Origin of the sequence: Rhizobium sp. RAF56 (genome assembly GCF_052113965.1) — a bacterium.
In the GTDB taxonomy this organism is placed as follows: Bacteria; Pseudomonadota; Alphaproteobacteria; order Rhizobiales; family Rhizobiaceae; genus Rhizobium.
This window is the reverse complement of record NZ_JBFRDU010000025.1, coordinates 1-14965: the sequence shown is the minus strand read 5'-3', so window position 1 is coordinate 14965 and position 14965 is coordinate 1. Positions and strand designations below refer to the sequence as shown.

The following is a 14965-nucleotide window of genomic DNA, read 5'->3' as shown; positions in this document are numbered from 1 at the left end:
AGCCCTCGTCAGAAATCCAGATCCGCGTAGTGGGAAACCGGTGTGACGCCGCGCACGCGCTCGGCCAGGAGCGGCCGGAACGAAGGGCGCGACTTCAGCCGCTGGTACCAATCCTTGACGACCGGCGATTCCGGCCAGTCGATTTCGCCAAGATAGTCGAGCACCGAGATCGAGGCCGCCGCGGCAAGGTCGGCGTAGCTCAAGCGGTCGCCAGCCAGCCACTGACGGGAGCCGGCGAGCCAGGTGAGATACTTCATATGCTGGCGGATATTGGCGCGCGCCGTGCGCATCATCTTCGAATCCGGCGCGCCGCCGCCCTGTTCTGCCGTCATCTGCAGCTTGAAGACGCGCTCGCGGGCGAGCGGCCGGGTGACGTCCTGTTCCATCTTCTGCATGAACCATTCCGTCAGCCGCCGGATTTCGGCCCGCTGAAACGGATCTTCCGCCAGAAGCCGCCGGTCGCGCTTCAGGACGCCGTGTGTTTCGTCGAGAAACTCGGAAATGACCGACGCGCCGCAGAGCGCGCGCATGCTGTCATCGACGTAGACCGGCAGGGTGCCCGCCGGATTGAGCGCCAGAAAGTCGCGCCGCTTCTCCCAGGTCTGTTCCTCGAGCAGTTCCGTCTGATAGCCGTATTCCGTCAGGATCAGACGGACGAACCGTGAGGCGGTGGACATGGGGTGATGGTAAAGCGTTGGCATGGAGACCTGGATTTTGCGATTGGCAACGACCGGGTCGCATGCCGTATACGGCTCGGCCCTAGTCATGACTTATTGATTGAAGCTATAGGAGTTTGGCCCCGCCAATACAAGCGAATCGGGCCGCCTTGCCTCCTGACAAAGGACATCCTATGGCTGAACAAATCGTTATCGCGTTGATCCTCGGGCTTGTCGAAGGCTTGACGGAATTCATTCCAGTCTCCTCTACGGGCCATCTTGTTCTGGTCCAGCAGTTCCTGCCCGCCGGTTCCTTCCTGTCGCCGAAGTCCATGGGAACATTCGATGTTCTCATCCAGCTCGGCGCGATCTTCGCCGTTCTGCTGGTCTATTTCCGCCGGCTCGTCGAAATCGTGAAGACGCTGCCCCGCAGCGCGCGAACGCAGCATTTCGTGCTCGCCGTGCTCTTCTCTTTCTTGCCGGCGGCAATCATCGGCGCGCTTGCCCATGACTTCATCAAGAACGTGCTGTTTGAAACGCCGAGCCTGATTTGCGTCGTCCTCATCCTCGGCGGCTTCGTGCTGCTTGCGGTCGACAAGATAAAACTGCAGCCGAAGGTCCACGATGCGCAGGATTTTTCGTGGCCGATGGCGATCGGCGTGGGCTTCTTCCAATGCCTGGCAATGATCCCCGGAACGTCTCGCTCGGGTTCTACGATCGTCGGCGCGCTGCTGCTCGGCGCCGATAAGCGCTCCGCTGCGGAATTTTCCTTCTTCCTCGCCATGCCGACGATGGCCGGCGCTTTCGCTCTGGATCTGTGGAAGAGCCGTCATGATCTCAGCATGGACGACGGCCTGCTGATCATGGTCGGCTTCGTCACTGCCTTCATCTCAGCACTGTTCGTCGTGCGCACTCTGCTCGACTTCGTGTCGCGCCGCGGCTTTGCGCCGTTCGGCTGGTGGCGCATCATCGTCGGCGTGCTCGGCCTCGCATTGCTGCTGCCGATCCGCTGAACATAGTAAGCTATGTGAAATCAAAGGAATGTAGAAGGCCGGGCAAACCGGCCTTCTTGCATCAGAGCAATTCAGGGAAGCGTGACGCGGTTTTCCGTCCGGAATTGCGTAAAAGCAAACAGATAGAGCGTTTACGTGTTTCGACGAAAAACGGAAACGGTCTAGCGGCCGGTCGGGTCGATCGACGCCGTCGTGCAGGGGTCGAGGCCATAGGCGGGCGAGCATTCACCCTTCACGGCGGCAACGCTGTGAGGAGCAATGAAAGAGCCCGCGAGAATAACCAGCGCCGCACATCCGAAAAGAAGCGCGATAGACTTGCCCATGGAAGAATGCCCTCTTCGTAAAATCAGCGCGCCGCAAAAAAACCTTAGGAACAGTCGTTGGGCGCGCGGGTTAGGTAGTCAATGGAATGAAAAATAGCAATAAATGTTCCCGCTAAATTTGCCGTTAATGCCGGTCTTTTTCGAGTGCGGCTTTTCGGCAACGAAAACCTGTGAATGAATGGCCGCAACGCCGTCCAAGCGGGCTGGAAAGCGAGCACAAAAAAGCCGCCGGCGATTACGCTGGCGGCTCGTGAATGTCGGAAGAAAAGCTCAGGCGGCCTTGCCGGAATTGGTATACTGGCCCTGAGGGCGAAAGCGGACCAGATAGGTCGGCAACACCGAGGAAAGCAGGGTCGGGCGGATGCCGATGCCCTGGAGCGTGCGCCCTTCCGCTTCCGCGTTCTTGCTCACCACATTGTCGTGCTTCAACAGCTTCACCTGGTCCGGGGTGATCGGAGGGGTGATCAGCGGAACCATCGAAGCGATGCTGCCGATCAGTGAGGCGATGCCGAAGGGGATTGACACCAGCGGCCGCTTGCGGTCGACGACCGAAAGCATCGTCTCGAGGCATTCCTTAAAGCTCAGCACGTCAGGACCGCCGAGTTCGTAGATCTTGCCGGCGTCGAGCTTGCCATCGACCGCGCGCGCGACCGCTTCGGCGACGTCCTCGACGTAAACAGGTTGGAAACGGGTCGTTCCGCCGCCGATGAGCGGCAGGAAGGGCGCAAGCCGCGACATGTCGGCAAACTTGTTGAAGAAGCCGTCCTCGGGGCCGAAGACGATCGAGGGGCGCAGGATGACCGCATCCGGCTTGATCGAATGAATGGCGGCTTCGGCACGGCCCTTGGTCCGTGCATAGGACGATTCGGAATTGACGTTGGCGCCGATCGCCGAGACGTGCGTCAATGTGGCGCCGGCCGCGCGTGTCGCTTCCGCGACGGCGCGGGCGCCGAATTCCTGCACGGCGTCGAAGGTATTGCGGCCGCTTTCGGCAAGGATGCCGACGCAATTAACCACGTGCTGGGCGCCCTCGACGGCTCGGTCTATCGAGCTGCGATAACGCAGGTTCGCCTGCACCACCGAAATCTGGCCGACATTGCCGGCCGGCTGTACGTAGCCTGCCAGATCAGGACGGCGCACGGCGACGCGGATGCGATAGCCGCGCTTGGCAAGCGCCCGCACCACATGCCGCCCGATGAATCCAGACCCTCCGAACACGGTAACAAGCGGTGGAAGGTTGGATAGGGTCATGGCAGGCTCCTCGAAAGGCTTGGATGGGCTGATCGGATCTGGCTTCGTCTTAGCCGATCCGGAGCGGCAGGTGAAGTGCCATCGCGCCGCATCGCCGCGCGTTCCGAACGCCGCTCAGATGCCCTCGACGACAACCATTTCGGCGTCGGCGATCTGCTGTCTGATCTTTGCCGCGATCTGGTATTCCGGAGAGTTGTAGCAATCGACCGCGTGCTGCAGGGAGGGAAACTCGATAATGACGTTGCGCCCACGCGACGGACCCTCGAGCTGGGTGAAAGCGCCGCCACGCGCCAGGAAATTGGCGCCGTATTTTTCGAAGGCTGGCTTTGCCGCGGCGACGTAATCCTTGTAGCGTTCGGTATCGCGGACATCGACGCGCGCGATCCAGTATCCCTTGGCCATGTTTCGCTCCTTTGCCTCGTTTTGGACAGGCTTAGTGGTTGGCCGGCCAGAGCGCCGACAGCATCTCGTTGAGAATAGCCCGCGCAGCCGCTTTCGGATCTGGCGCCTTGACGATCGGACGGGCCACGACGAGGTGGCTCGATCCGGCGCGAATGGCATCTGACGGGGTCATCACGCGCTTCTGGTCGCCCTTTTCGGCACCGGCCGGGCGAATGCCCGGCGTCACTAGCGCCATGTCGGGTCCAATGACGTTCCTGACCGCGACAGCTTCCTCGGCGGAGCAGACGATGCCGCCCATGCCGGCGGCGCGCGCCTGGCCTGCGCGTCGCAACACCAGCGAGACCGCGTCGGTGCCGTAGCCGGCATCCTTGAGGTCCTCGTCATCCATCGATGTCAGTACCGTCACTCCGAGCAGACAGAGGTCGGAGCCCTTGGCGGCGGTCACCGCCGCCCGCATCGCCTTCGGATAGGCGTGAAGGGTGAGCATCGACATGCCCATCTTCGCGATGTTTTCGACGCCGGATGCCACAGTGTTGTCGATGTCGAGCAACTTCATGTCGAGGAAGATCTTCTTGCCGCTGCTCGCCAGATCCCGCGCCAGTTCCAGTCCGCCTGCGAAGGCGAGTTGATGGCCGATCTTGTAGAAAAGGATGTCGTCACCGAGCGTCGCCACGATCGTCTCGGCTTCTTTCACCGTCGGTACATCCAGTCCGACGATCAGGCGGTCGCGTGCACCCATGCGTTTCATCCCATCCCGGTCAATTCATCATGGCGGTGGAGTGGCATGAGACGACGTGAACCGCAAGACAAAGATTGCGCTCGGTCTTGCGGTAGCACTTCAGGAGCGGCGATAGATCCACAGCTGCGCCGGCGGGATATTGCGCACGACGAAATCGAAATGCCGGATGTGATAGCGCTCCGGCTTGGCGATGATCGGCGAGACCGGGCCATAGGAAATCTGCACCACCGGCCGGCCGGGCGGCAGGCGGTCGAGCAAGTCTTCAAGAAGGTTCACACGCGCCTGCATCGGAAAATTCAGGAGCGGTACGGCCGAAATGACGGAATCGAACACCTGTCCGCGGAGCACGCCGAGCGTCCGGTTCAGATCGAAGGCGTCGCCGTTGATGAAATGCACGCCTTCGTAGAGGCGAACGAGATGCAGGTAGAAGTCGGTCGAATACTCGATCGCGACCAGATTGTCCGGCCGCACCCCCTTCGCCAATATGGCCTTGGTGATTGCCCCGGTGCCGGGTCCGAGCTCCAGGACCGGCAGCCCCGAATTCGTGTCGATCACGCTCGCCATCCTGCGCGCCGTGACCGAAGATGTCGGCACGATCGAGCCCACGGTTTTCGGGCCCTGCATCATGCCCTTGAAGAAACGGATCTCCTCGTCGAACTTCCTGCCCAGCCGTTCCTTCAGTCGTATCGCCATGGCATGCCTCCACCATATGTTGTCACGACGCCCGAAAACGAGCGCATCCGCGCATCATCGCCGAACTTGGAACGTTGCCTGATCGCCCCCGAATCATTCAACCCGGAAGCAGTCACGCCGCCAAAGTTTCATGTCATGGTCGCAGGATAGTGGCGCAAAAACAAGGCTAAACGTCGCATTCAGTGCATCTTTGCGCCGATGCGACGTCGTCAAACGCGCATCGGCATCAGCACGTAGAGCGCGTCGTCGCCAGCCGTGTCGCGGATCAGTGTCGGCGAACCGGCATCGGCGAGGAGGAAAATCGCCTCGTCGCCGGAGAGTTGCGCGGTGATGTCGAGGAGGTACTTGGCGTTGAAACCAATCTCCATCGAATCCGTGTCGTAGCCGACGGCGACCTCTTCCGTGGCGCTGCCGGAATCCGGATTGTTGACGGTCAGCAGGAGCTGGCCGTCCGAAAGCGCCAGCTTCACGGCGCGGCCGCGCTCGGACGAAATCGTCGAGACGCGGTCGACGGCCTGCGCGAAGGTCTGGCAATCGACGCGCATTTCCTTGTCGTTGTTCGCGGGAATGACGCGCTGATAGTCGGGGAAGGTTCCGTCGATCAGCTTCGACGTCAGGACGATGGAATCGATGCTCATCCGGATCTTGGCGTCGGAGACCTCGATCGTGACGATGGCATCGGGGCTATCGACGAGTTTCTGCAGTTCGCCGACAGTCTTGCGGGGAATGATGATGCCCGGCATGCCTTCCGAGCCTGAGGGGGCGTCGACGTCGGCGCGCGCAAGGCGGTGTCCGTCGGTCGCCACGGCGCGCAGCTTCAGGTCGCCCTTGCTTTCTATCGTGTGGAGGAAGATGCCGTTCAGATAGTAGCGCGTCTCTTCCGTCGAAATCGCGAACTGCGTCCGGTCGATCAGCATCTTCAGGTCCGAGGCTTTCAGGCGGAAGCTGTGGCTGAAGTTGCCGGCCGTCAGATCCGGGAAATCGGATTCAGGCAGGCATTGCAGCGAGAACTTCGACCGCCCCGAGGCGACCGTCATCGAGCTGCCGTCGCTGTTGGTCGCGAGCAGCACTTCCGAGCCGTCCGACAGCTTGCGGACGATGTCGTAAAGAAGGTGAGCCGGAACGGTGGTCGCGCCGGGCTGCTCGACATTGGCCGGCGTCGCCTCTGTGACTTCGAGGTCGAGGTCGGTGGCCTTCATGTCGAGGTTGGCGCCTTCGGCCTTCAAAAGGACGTTTGAGAGGATCGGGATCGTGTTGCGACGCTCCACCACGCGATGCACGTGGTTCAGCGATTTCAACAAGTTGGAACGCTCAATGGTAATGCGCATGGATGCTACCGCTTTCGACCGTGACTGCCGGGCGCACCGGGTGCGCCCTGAAGGATGCCGCTGCGGGCCAAGCCCACAGGAATGGACGGGCAAAATGGCAGAATTCAGCACGGAATTGCAAGAGGAATAGCGGGTCATCCAAAGGCATTCGGGGATTCCGGTGACGATCCTCGCGAGAATCGCCGAGCCCTTGCCGAAGTGGCGCGCCTCGCCCATAAAGATCCAATCGAAACAAGGCGAATAGCGGGATCTTTATGGGCGACGACAACAACGGCGAGAGCGGCAAGACGCGCTCGTTCCGTCTCTTCAATGTCGGCGTTCCGGCCCGACCGCTGTCGCCGGCGCTCTACCTGGTTGCTACCCCGATCGGCAATCTCGGCGATATAACCTTGAGAGCGCTGGAAACGCTTGCGGGTGCCGACGTGCTTGCCTGCGAGGACACGCGCGTGACCCGCGTCCTGCTCGACCGGTACGGCATCGACAATCGTCCCTTCGCCTATCACGAACACAATGCCGACCAGGTAGGCCCGAAGCTGTTGCAGGCGCTTGCCGACGGTCGGTCGGTGGCGCTGGTTTCGGATGCAGGAACGCCGCTGGTCTCCGATCCCGGCTATCGGCTCGCGCTTCAGGCGATCGACGCCGGCCACCGCGTCGTGCCGATCCCCGGCGCCTCGGCGCCGCTTGCGGCGCTGGTTGGTGCCGGCCTGCCGAACGACGCCTTCTTCTTCGCCGGTTTCCTGCCCACCAAGGACAAGGGGCGGCGCGACCGACTGGCCGAGCTTGCCGCGGTGCCGGCGACGCTGATCTTCTTCGAATCGCCGCATCGGATCGGTGCCACCGTTTCCGCAGCCGCCGACGTGCTCGGCGGCGAGCGCAAGGCGGCCGTCTGCCGGGAGTTGACCAAGACTTTCGAGGAATTCCGCCGCGGCTCTCTCGCCGAACTCGCAGCGCACTATAGCGGGGTCGACAACGTCAAGGGGGAGATCGTCCTCGTGATCGCGCCGCCGGGCGAGAAGCTGACGCCGGAGGCTGATCTCGAAGCCATGCTCGTCGATCTCTCCAAATCCATGCCGACCGCGAAGGCGGCGGCCGAGGCGGCCCGCCTCACCGGCCTGCCGCGCAAGGACCTCTACCAGCGCCTGCTCGACATCAAGGCGCGCGATGGACAGTAGCGGCAATCTCGCGAAACGGCGCAAGGCATGGCGTCGAGGGCATCTTTCCGAGTATCTCGCCGCACTTTACTTGTTCGCCAAGGGCTATCGCATTCTCGCCATTCGCCATCGCACCAGGCTTGGCGAGATCGACATCATAGCGCGCAAGGGCGATCTTGCCGTCTTCATCGAGGTCAAGGCCCGGCGGGGGGAGCGCGAGGCGATCGATGCCGTGGCGCCCGCCGCCCAGCGCCGGATACGCGCCGCCAGCGATCTCTGGCTGGCGCGGCGGCCCGAACATGCGCTGCTTTCGCAGCGATACGATATCGTGGCGATCCTGCCCGGCCGCTGGCCCAAGCATTTTCAGGATGCCTTTTAAGTCCCGCGAAGTCTGCTCGCATCGTTAAAATGCAAGCATTCCGGTTCATCCGCCTCCTACGTTTTCTGTGTCATTTTGCCCGTTGATACGGTCGGCAGGGATAATGCGGATGGTCTGGAAACTCATGACGGCAACCGCTGCGGCGTTCGCGGTGCGCGCAGTGCCCGTGTGGGCGAACGAGCCGCCGGCACCGAATTTCGTCGCGGGCACGGCTGAAACCATGTGCCTTAAGCCAGCCCCGATCGATCCATCTTGGATCATCGCGGGTAACCCCGTTGCACGGTTTGCCGAGCATTCGCGCGGCCGAGACGACGCGGCCGTCACGGCCGTCTGGGATTGCACCGCGGGCGAATTCCGCTGGCACTTCGGTTGGGACGAGACGGTTGTCATCCTCAAAGGCTCGGTTCACGTCACAGCCGCCGATGGCACGGAGCGCACGCTTGGCGCCGGCGACGTTGCCTATTTCGCCGGCGGCACGACGGCGGTCTGGCGGATCGATGACTATGTTCGCAAGATCGCCTTCTGCCGCAAGCCCTTCCCAAAGCCTTTGGCCTTGGCCTACCGCCTCAGAAATCTGATCCGTTCGGGCGTCCTTTCGGGGCTCGCGGCGTAGGGCGGCGGCCGTGAATGTCGTTGCGTTTCTGGTCGGGGCGACCTAAATCTGTCCCGCATTCAAGCGAGGAACGGAAATGGCGAAGATCAGGAATGTTGCGGTCCAGATGGACCATGTGTCGGGCATCACCATTGCCGGCGACTCGACCTTTGCCATGAGCCTCGAGGCCCAGAACCGCGGCTACAAACTCTTCCATTACACGCCGGAGCGGCTGAGCATGCGCGACGGCAAGGTCTATGCCGCGGCCGAGCCGATGGTGCTGCGCGACCTCAAGGGCGATCATTTCGAACTCGGCGCGCCCGAGCGCATCGACCTTTCCACCATGGATGTCGTGCTGCTGCGCCAGGATCCGCCGTTCGACATGGCGTATATCACCTCGACGCATATGCTTGAGCGCATTCACCCGAAAACGCTGGTCGTCAATGATCCGGCCTGGGTGCGCAATTCTCCCGAAAAGATCTTCGTCACCGAATTCGCCGACCTCATGCCGCAGACGCTGATCACCCGCGATGCGGCCGAGATCCGACGCTTCCGCGACGAAATGGGCGATATCATCCTGAAGCCGCTATACGGCAACGGCGGCGCCGGCGTGTTCCATTCGACCCGCGACGACCGCAACCTGTCGTCGCTTATGGAAATGTTCGGCCAGATGTTCCGCGAGCCCTTCATCGCGCAGCAATACCTGCCCGACGTGCGCAAGGGCGACAAGCGCATCATTCTCGTCGACGGCGAGCCCGTGGGCGCCATCAATCGCGTGCCGGCCGAGCACGACAGCCGCTCCAACATGCATGTCGGCGGCCGCGCCGAGGCGACGGAACTGACGGCGCGCGAACGGGAGATCTGCGCGCGCATCGGCCCTGCGCTGAAAGCACGCGGCTTCCTGCTGGTCGGCATCGACGTCATCGGCGACTATATGACTGAGATCAACGTCACATCCCCGACCGGCATCCGCGAGGTCAAGCGTTTCGGCGGGGCGGACATCGCCAGCCTGCTTTGGGACGCGATAGAGACCAAACGCGCCTGACCCGCCCCGGCCAAATTCGGCTGCTTCCTTGTTCCACTCACACAACCTGCTGCAACTTAAATGCAGCGGGTGGGCGAAATCGTTCTAGAATTGTTCTTGTTTTATTCTTTTTTCCATGCAAGATGGGGTAAGGAGATAAGAAGAAAAAAAGCCAAACTGGCAACAAGTACGGGATGACCCAATTAGTTTAGCTTACGCGAAATCTCGACGTACCAAGCGTCGGCCGCTTTTTCATTATCCGCATTTCGCATCCATATGACGAAAAGATTGGCGAACAATTGCTCCTTAGTGAGACCTAGCCCCCTGCTAATTTCCTCATACCAATCGTGGTGGTTTGCGCCCTGCAATCCCGCAAGAAGCTCCTCGATCTTCTCTTCGCCCACCCCCTGAGCTAGGGCCAAGTCCCGGGGTGAATTCTGCACCAAGCGCATAAACGCGGTCTCAATCGCTTCAGCGCCTGGAAGGAACATGCTTATAGTCTCATTCTTTTTATCCACCTTCCCCTTCATGTCCCCATCATACATTCCAAGAAGCTTTATGGGACCCTCAAGAACACCAACACTCTCCAAGACTCTCGTTATCTCGGCCTCCCCCTGTCGTACCTGAAGCAGCACTGTAGCTGCCAGTAACGGGTCCTTTCGCTCGAGTAGTAGTTTGGTGAAAGTTTTCGCCGCGTGGTCTTCGACAAAAACGATTGATCGGGGAGCTGTTGTGATTCCTATTTTGCTTAGAGACAACGGTGTGGGCTCTGAGGTAACTCTCAGCCCATTGGCGCCACGATAAAGGAATTTGACGCAGGGCTTGGGAAGTGGAGCAATGATGGGCGCCGAGTGGCTTGTCGCCACGATGCACAAACCCTTCTCTACCGCGCTTGCGACAATGAAATTTCCCATAGTTTCCTGGGCCGCTGGAGAAAGGAAGCTCTCTGGCTCCTCGATTAGAACAATTGAGTTCTTCTCAACGCGTTGAATGATCCACCACAGATAGAGTGCGGCAAGCTCCCCAGATCCCATGGTTCGGCTGTCGTAGTTATCGTCTTCAAACGAGACTTCGAAAAATGGCGCCACCGTTCCTATTTCAACTTCCGATAAAGATATCCGGCGATAGTTGCGCTGGAGCAGATAGTTTATCGCGGCAACGTCCCCGCCGCTTAATTCTTTGGAACCAGCGCCATTCAACAGCTCCTCGGCATTCTCAAATTCACAGAAAACGGATTGTATTTGATGGACGATGGCACCCGTGTTCACGAAGGTCACCAACTGGTCATCGCCGACCGTCCGACGCGCTGAGCTCCCACCAAACTCAACCGAAAGCTCGTATGAGCGTTTGTCCGCTACTAGATGCGCGCTGGCAGAGCCGCCTGCAAGTTTCCGAACATTTGATCCATAGGTATCCCTGTCCAGGCAGAGAGCTATCCGCAGCGCAGCTAGCACAGTGGACTTACCGACGCCGTTTGCGCCACAGAGCACAGTAAGTGGCGCGTTAAACGGTATCTCGAGGGTCCCCAGACTTGGAACGTCGCTGAAGGCAAATCTGTCGAGTTGAACAGACCAGCGCTGAGGTTTGTCGAGTAAATTGCGTCTATAATCCAACAACCGAGCCTGTCTCATATAGAGCGGCTCCATTCGTCAATTCGGACATACTCCGCGACTGCAGATTCGAAGTCCAGGCCATCTCCTTCTACCACTCTACGGACATCACTTAAGACTGCTTCAGGTATCCTGGGAGGTAGATGTCGAAAGTCTTTGAAAAAATATAAGTAGGCTAGGGCAAAGTCACGATATACGACGGACGAGACGTCTGTAACTCGCAAACTGGCACGATCGTTGAATAGGCCGATCGCGGGCGCCAGTTGCATACCGGCGCGTCCCGCTTCCACGTTCACGAAATCCTGAACTAGATTTCCTTCGGGAGGATTCGTATCAAATCGGCTAAAGAAGAGCAGCCAAGATAGTGTACTGGCTTTATTGAAACGAAACGGAGAAGCCTGCTCTCTACAACGCGAAAAGTGACTGATGCCGATACGACAACGGGTGATTGCGTAGTCGCCAAAGGGAGCAATTTGGCGAAAGCGCTCTGAGATGCGGGACTCGGTGCTCTTTTCGCCAAAATTATTGACTTCAATGAAAAAGAGCAAACGCGCTAAAATATCGTCGTAAGCCAATCGAGCATTCGAAAACCCAATCGTAGATTTCTCGTTCCCTTCCGACTCGAAGAACTGCACTAGCTCCTTAAGCTGTTCTCTAGCCGGACCGTACAAAGCATTTCGCTGTTCACCGGCGGTAAGCATTGTGGGTTGATTTAGCCGATAAAATAATTCGCTTGGCTCCTCTGGTAGGTAATCAGTGATCCTAAAGCATCGAAGCGTGTACTGATCAATTTTACGTTTAGCGTACGGAGGAAGCTTATCGTAGAAGAGCCCGCCGAGCTCGGACACTCTCGCATCCGGTGGCGTTATCTTTCCATCGATGGAGAATCTTCCATGGAGAAAGTCACGGATCGCTGCTAGACGTTGCTGGCCGTCCAGAACTTCGAGCTTGTTGTCATCTACCACCACCAAATGTATTGGGGGTATGGACCATTCTCGTAATACCGTATCGATAAGACGTTTTTTTTTGGCTGTCGGCCACACCTCTTGTCGCTGAAAATCAGGCTGCAGGTCGATGTCGCCTTGGTCAATCCGATCAACCAACGTTCGAAGGTCCGGCTCCCAAGGGTGAAGTTTCATATTGAAATTTGTCCTGTGTTCGAAGGTCAAGCGGAGCATCGGGCCCGGTGATTACCTTCCGGCAACTTACAGGCGGTCGCTAGTGTCTATTTTTCTCAATCCACCAATAATGGTTTAGCGCGCACAGACAGTCGATGCATTCCGCGGACCGTGAGCACAGCATAGCGAGCCAACCGCGCGCTCAGTAGGGCCGCCCCGGTAGGCGCGATCGCAAAATCGTTCCCCGAAACAGATTGCTGCGAGAAAGTTCAACGTCTGAAAAATCGATGCATGCCCCTTCGAGCCCGATCGAATCCAGCAGGAATGAATTCCGGTTTCGTTGGTTCTCATGCTTATTTAGATCGTCAGGTTCTATTGGGCAGAGACTGCTTGGATCAGCAATTCGCTCGCTGCGACCAGATATGCATTATTTCAACAGCGCATTTATGAATGATGGGCTCGGCGATTGTGGCACGGCAAGAGCAGGACGGCGATTTACTGAGCGTCAGCTTTCTTTTATAGGCAGGCCAGCGCATTGAGGTTGAAATAGGCATGTTCATTTCGGTTACGTTTCCGGTTGCAGACTTTCGCATCCTTCACAGGGAACATGCGGGCCGACTAAATATCCCGGCCTGGGGCAGTTCTGACCCAAGAGCCAAGTTTGCTCGTGGGTTTGGCGGGATCCACACGCGGACTAAATCTGGGAATGGTTTCATCGGCGAAAATTACTATGCCGATTGTCAAAAGTTGATCAGATATCCTGAATTGAAGTTTATTCAGGCTCTCCATAAACGGGAACGTTCAGTCCTCGCTTACCCGATCTATAGACGGTTTTTCTTTGATGGGTTGTTCGCAGGCAGGTTCGAGTTAGGATTTCGCCTCAACAGAGCGAGTCTTAACGAAATTGCGATGCTCGCAGATATTCGCAAAACGCCAGTTTTTTTTGATGCCGTGGCAATCTCAAAACAGATACTTGAATCGAATGTTTCGCTTCACCTGTTGGATGATCGGGTTGCGGTTCGCCCCAGCGTTAGATCAATGGACTATCTTCGAGACGCCTATCTTCTCAGCAGTACGAAAAGCGACTCGCTTGGCGACTACGACATCGTTACCGTCGGATCACTATACGTAGGTGTCGGGTCGCCATTTGTGGTGATAAGAGCGGCGGCCGAGACCCCGATTTTGCATGCTAAGCAAATGAGGCCCGTGTTCAGTCGAAACGAAATGGATGCCTTTACAATCCGTTCTGGTGTACATCACCAAGGTTTTGATACTCTTGTAATAAAGTCACCCAATCCGCTCGAAGCAGAAACGGCACAGGAACGATTGGTGCGACTGATTTATACGCAACTGAGAACGTTGCTGTTCGCGCATAAATTTTATCTTGATGGGTATGACCACGGGGTGATGCCAAAAACCGACCGCCTAGAAGAGGCAATTTCTGCTATGTTGGAACGCATGAAAGCGCTGTCGCCGGTTGAAGGCAACCAACATGATGCCGACACTTGCAGCCTGATGCGCGAGATTGTTAACCGATCAGATATAGATCTCGCGAGACTCGCCGACGAAATTTCAAAGCATCTGAAACCGGGTTGGTTCCGGCGAAACGCTAAAAGAGTGTTAGGCTATATTGATAGGAAGGGCGATATTGCGATCGAAGCCGCCGCCACAGCTGCAACCCAGAAAATACTGGGAAGCAGCTAGCAATATATTGGGCAGCACCGAATGCTCAGCCCGTCTATTCCGTTGGGATTTAATCCCTTGCAAAACCCAATACCTGATCTTAGCCAATTGCACAAGTTGGTCCCGCATGCGCCGGAGTCAACCAATCGCCTCAAGACAGAGCTTTTCCTCGATCGACTTAGGCGGCAGTCTGCACACCATCAGGGCAACGTAGCGAGCCAATTGCGGATTAAGCAAAACGGTTCCGTCTTTAGCAATTGTGAAATCGTCCGCCGAAAACACATTGCTGCGAACAAAATTGAAAATCTGAAAATCAATCTGGGCCCGTTCGAGTTCTATCAAATCGAGCAGGAATGAATTTCGATTGGGCTGGCTTTCGTGCAGAATGCCGATCGTCGGGTCGAACCCTTCCGAAACCGACTGTATAAGCAGTTCGCTCTCCGCAACCTGATAAGCATAGTTCAACAATGCATTTATGGGGTGATGGGCTTTCCGATTGCCATTTGCGACAAGCGGCGAACTACGCTGTTCGAACGCATTCCAATGATCTGGAATGAATTTACGGCTTTTCCCCTTCCAGGCCATGGTCACGCCACGCCACGCTCTAAAATAGGCAACGGCGCAATTTGCTTCCAGCATGCGTAAATCCGGAACTGATTCCGGGGGCGCCTCGGAGAAGGAATTTAGGCAAATTGCTAGAAAATTGTTTGCCGTATGCCACGCGTCATTTTGGAAATTCATGTTTTGAAGCGTGGCCAGCGAATATTCCAGTTTGCGGGCTATTAATCCAACGCAGAACTGCAGCCGCTTACCACCGTCATTGCGAGTCTCTCGCTGCCAAAGGATTTTCTCTGTGTTGATTTCCACTGAGAGCTGACCCGGCACAGCCCGATATTTCCATTGAGAATTGACCCATGTTTCAACCGTCCCTCGCATGTTTTCAGCGGGGGCTCTGGAGTGATCGACATGGCGTTACTGAGCGTAATCCGGCGCTGGCATTTTC

The 14965-nt window shown here is 57.9% G+C and carries 16 protein-coding genes; 6 read left to right on the top strand and 10 right to left on the bottom strand.

Annotated elements, in window-relative coordinates; all coding sequences use genetic code 11:
• Window positions 1–8 precede the first annotated feature (8 nt).
• A complete protein-coding gene (locus tag AB4048_RS20030; RefSeq protein WP_442203807.1) occupies window positions 9–701 on the bottom strand; it encodes a glutathione S-transferase family protein in 693 nt (230 codons plus the stop codon).
• Window positions 702–850: 149 nt separating this feature from the next.
• Between AB4048_RS20030 and AB4048_RS20025 the strand changes: the two genes are divergently transcribed.
• Entirely contained in the window at window positions 851–1669 is an 819-nt protein-coding gene (locus AB4048_RS20025) for an undecaprenyl-diphosphate phosphatase (protein WP_442203740.1), read from the top strand.
• Window positions 1670–1830: 161 nt separating this feature from the next.
• Here the strand turns inward: AB4048_RS20025 and AB4048_RS20020 are convergent, their stop codons facing one another.
• From AB4048_RS20020 to dnaN, 6 genes are all read right to left on the bottom strand, one after another.
• On the bottom strand, window positions 1831–1992 hold the full coding sequence (locus AB4048_RS20020) for a hypothetical protein (protein ID WP_442203739.1): 162 nt from the start codon (window positions 1990–1992) through the stop codon (window positions 1831–1833).
• Between the two features lie 270 nt (window positions 1993–2262).
• Window positions 2263–3243, bottom strand: coding sequence for a complex I NDUFA9 subunit family protein (locus AB4048_RS20015; protein ID WP_442203738.1), 981 nt, complete (start codon window positions 3241–3243; stop codon window positions 2263–2265).
• 114 nt (window positions 3244–3357) lie between these two features.
• Complete coding sequence (locus tag AB4048_RS20010) at window positions 3358–3645, bottom strand: DUF1330 domain-containing protein (RefSeq protein WP_442203737.1); 288 nt, start codon at window positions 3643–3645, stop codon at window positions 3358–3360.
• A 31-nt stretch (window positions 3646–3676) separates the two neighbouring features.
• The gene (gene pyrF / locus AB4048_RS20005; RefSeq protein WP_442203736.1) at window positions 3677–4384 is read right to left on the bottom strand and encodes an orotidine-5'-phosphate decarboxylase; all 708 of its coding nucleotides are present in this window, start codon (window positions 4382–4384) and stop codon (window positions 3677–3679) included.
• A 99-nt stretch (window positions 4385–4483) separates the two neighbouring features.
• Window positions 4484–5077 (bottom strand): phospholipid N-methyltransferase PmtA, encoded by a 594-nt coding sequence (gene pmtA / locus AB4048_RS20000; RefSeq protein WP_442203735.1) that lies wholly within the window; start codon window positions 5075–5077, stop codon window positions 4484–4486.
• A 209-nt stretch (window positions 5078–5286) separates the two neighbouring features.
• Window positions 5287–6405: a DNA polymerase III subunit beta gene (gene dnaN, locus AB4048_RS19995; RefSeq protein WP_442203734.1), complete on the bottom strand. Its 1119-nt coding sequence runs from the start codon at window positions 6403–6405 to the stop codon at window positions 5287–5289.
• Between the two features lie 254 nt (window positions 6406–6659).
• Here dnaN and rsmI point away from each other — a divergent pair, with 254 nt between their 5' ends.
• From rsmI to gshB, 4 genes are all read left to right on the top strand, one after another.
• Window positions 6660–7577: a 16S rRNA (cytidine(1402)-2'-O)-methyltransferase gene (rsmI, locus tag AB4048_RS19990; RefSeq protein WP_442203733.1), complete on the top strand. Its 918-nt coding sequence runs from the start codon at window positions 6660–6662 to the stop codon at window positions 7575–7577.
• Window positions 7567–7935 carry a YraN family protein gene (locus AB4048_RS19985; protein WP_442203732.1) on the top strand — a complete coding sequence of 123 codons (369 nt, stop codon included), beginning with the start codon at window positions 7567–7569 and terminating at the stop codon, window positions 7933–7935. The genes rsmI and AB4048_RS19985 overlap by 11 nt, the downstream gene beginning before the upstream one ends.
• A gap of 109 nt (window positions 7936–8044) precedes the next feature.
• Window positions 8045–8548, top strand: coding sequence for a cupin domain-containing protein (locus tag AB4048_RS19980; RefSeq protein WP_442203731.1), 504 nt, complete (start codon window positions 8045–8047; stop codon window positions 8546–8548).
• Window positions 8549–8624: 76 nt separating this feature from the next.
• Window positions 8625–9572 (top strand): glutathione synthase, encoded by a 948-nt coding sequence (gene gshB / locus AB4048_RS19975; protein ID WP_442203730.1) that lies wholly within the window; start codon window positions 8625–8627, stop codon window positions 9570–9572.
• Window positions 9573–9754: 182 nt separating this feature from the next.
• Here the strand turns inward: gshB and AB4048_RS19970 are convergent, their stop codons facing one another.
• Window positions 9755–11164 (bottom strand): ATP-dependent nuclease, encoded by a 1410-nt coding sequence (locus tag AB4048_RS19970; protein ID WP_442203729.1) that lies wholly within the window; start codon window positions 11162–11164, stop codon window positions 9755–9757.
• Between the two features lie 14 nt (window positions 11165–11178).
• Window positions 11179–12300: a DUF262 domain-containing protein gene (locus tag AB4048_RS19965; protein ID WP_442203728.1), complete on the bottom strand. Its 1122-nt coding sequence runs from the start codon at window positions 12298–12300 to the stop codon at window positions 11179–11181.
• 531 nt (window positions 12301–12831) lie between these two features.
• Here AB4048_RS19965 and AB4048_RS19960 point away from each other — a divergent pair.
• A complete protein-coding gene (locus tag AB4048_RS19960; protein ID WP_442203727.1) occupies window positions 12832–13983 on the top strand; it encodes a hypothetical protein in 1152 nt (383 codons plus the stop codon).
• 117 nt (window positions 13984–14100) lie between these two features.
• Here AB4048_RS19960 and cas1 read toward each other — a convergent pair whose 3' ends face one another.
• Complete coding sequence (gene cas1 / locus AB4048_RS19955; protein ID WP_442203726.1) at window positions 14101–14898, bottom strand: CRISPR-associated endonuclease Cas1; 798 nt, start codon at window positions 14896–14898, stop codon at window positions 14101–14103.
• Window positions 14899–14965 lie beyond the last annotated feature (67 nt).

What these genes read in the sequence shown, in the direction of transcription:
- AB4048_RS20030 (WP_442203807.1), bottom strand. Translation starts at nt 701, where the DNA reads ATGCCAACGCTTTACCATCACCCCATGTCCACCGCCTCACGGTTCGTC.
- AB4048_RS20025 (WP_442203740.1), top strand. Translation starts at nt 851, where the DNA reads ATGGCTGAACAAATCGTTATCGCGTTGATCCTCGGGCTTGTCGAAGGC.
- AB4048_RS20020 (WP_442203739.1), bottom strand. Translation starts at nt 1,992, where the DNA reads ATGGGCAAGTCTATCGCGCTTCTTTTCGGATGTGCGGCGCTGGTTATT.
- AB4048_RS20015 (WP_442203738.1), bottom strand. Translation starts at nt 3,243, where the DNA reads ATGACCCTATCCAACCTTCCACCGCTTGTTACCGTGTTCGGAGGGTCT.
- AB4048_RS20010 (WP_442203737.1), bottom strand. Translation starts at nt 3,645, where the DNA reads ATGGCCAAGGGATACTGGATCGCGCGCGTCGATGTCCGCGATACCGAA.
- pyrF (WP_442203736.1), bottom strand. Translation starts at nt 4,384, where the DNA reads ATGGGTGCACGCGACCGCCTGATCGTCGGACTGGATGTACCGACGGTG.
- pmtA (WP_442203735.1), bottom strand. Translation starts at nt 5,077, where the DNA reads ATGGCGATACGACTGAAGGAACGGCTGGGCAGGAAGTTCGACGAGGAG.
- dnaN (WP_442203734.1), bottom strand. Translation starts at nt 6,405, where the DNA reads ATGCGCATTACCATTGAGCGTTCCAACTTGTTGAAATCGCTGAACCAC.
- rsmI (WP_442203733.1), top strand. Translation starts at nt 6,660, where the DNA reads ATGGGCGACGACAACAACGGCGAGAGCGGCAAGACGCGCTCGTTCCGT.
- AB4048_RS19985 (WP_442203732.1), top strand. Translation starts at nt 7,567, where the DNA reads ATGGACAGTAGCGGCAATCTCGCGAAACGGCGCAAGGCATGGCGTCGA.
- AB4048_RS19980 (WP_442203731.1), top strand. Translation starts at nt 8,045, where the DNA reads ATGGTCTGGAAACTCATGACGGCAACCGCTGCGGCGTTCGCGGTGCGC.
- gshB (WP_442203730.1), top strand. Translation starts at nt 8,625, where the DNA reads ATGGCGAAGATCAGGAATGTTGCGGTCCAGATGGACCATGTGTCGGGC.
- AB4048_RS19965 (WP_442203728.1), bottom strand. Translation starts at nt 12,300, where the DNA reads ATGAAACTTCACCCTTGGGAGCCGGACCTTCGAACGTTGGTTGATCGG.
- AB4048_RS19960 (WP_442203727.1), top strand. Translation starts at nt 12,832, where the DNA reads ATGTTCATTTCGGTTACGTTTCCGGTTGCAGACTTTCGCATCCTTCAC.
- cas1 (WP_442203726.1), bottom strand. Translation starts at nt 14,898, where the DNA reads ATGCGAGGGACGGTTGAAACATGGGTCAATTCTCAATGGAAATATCGG.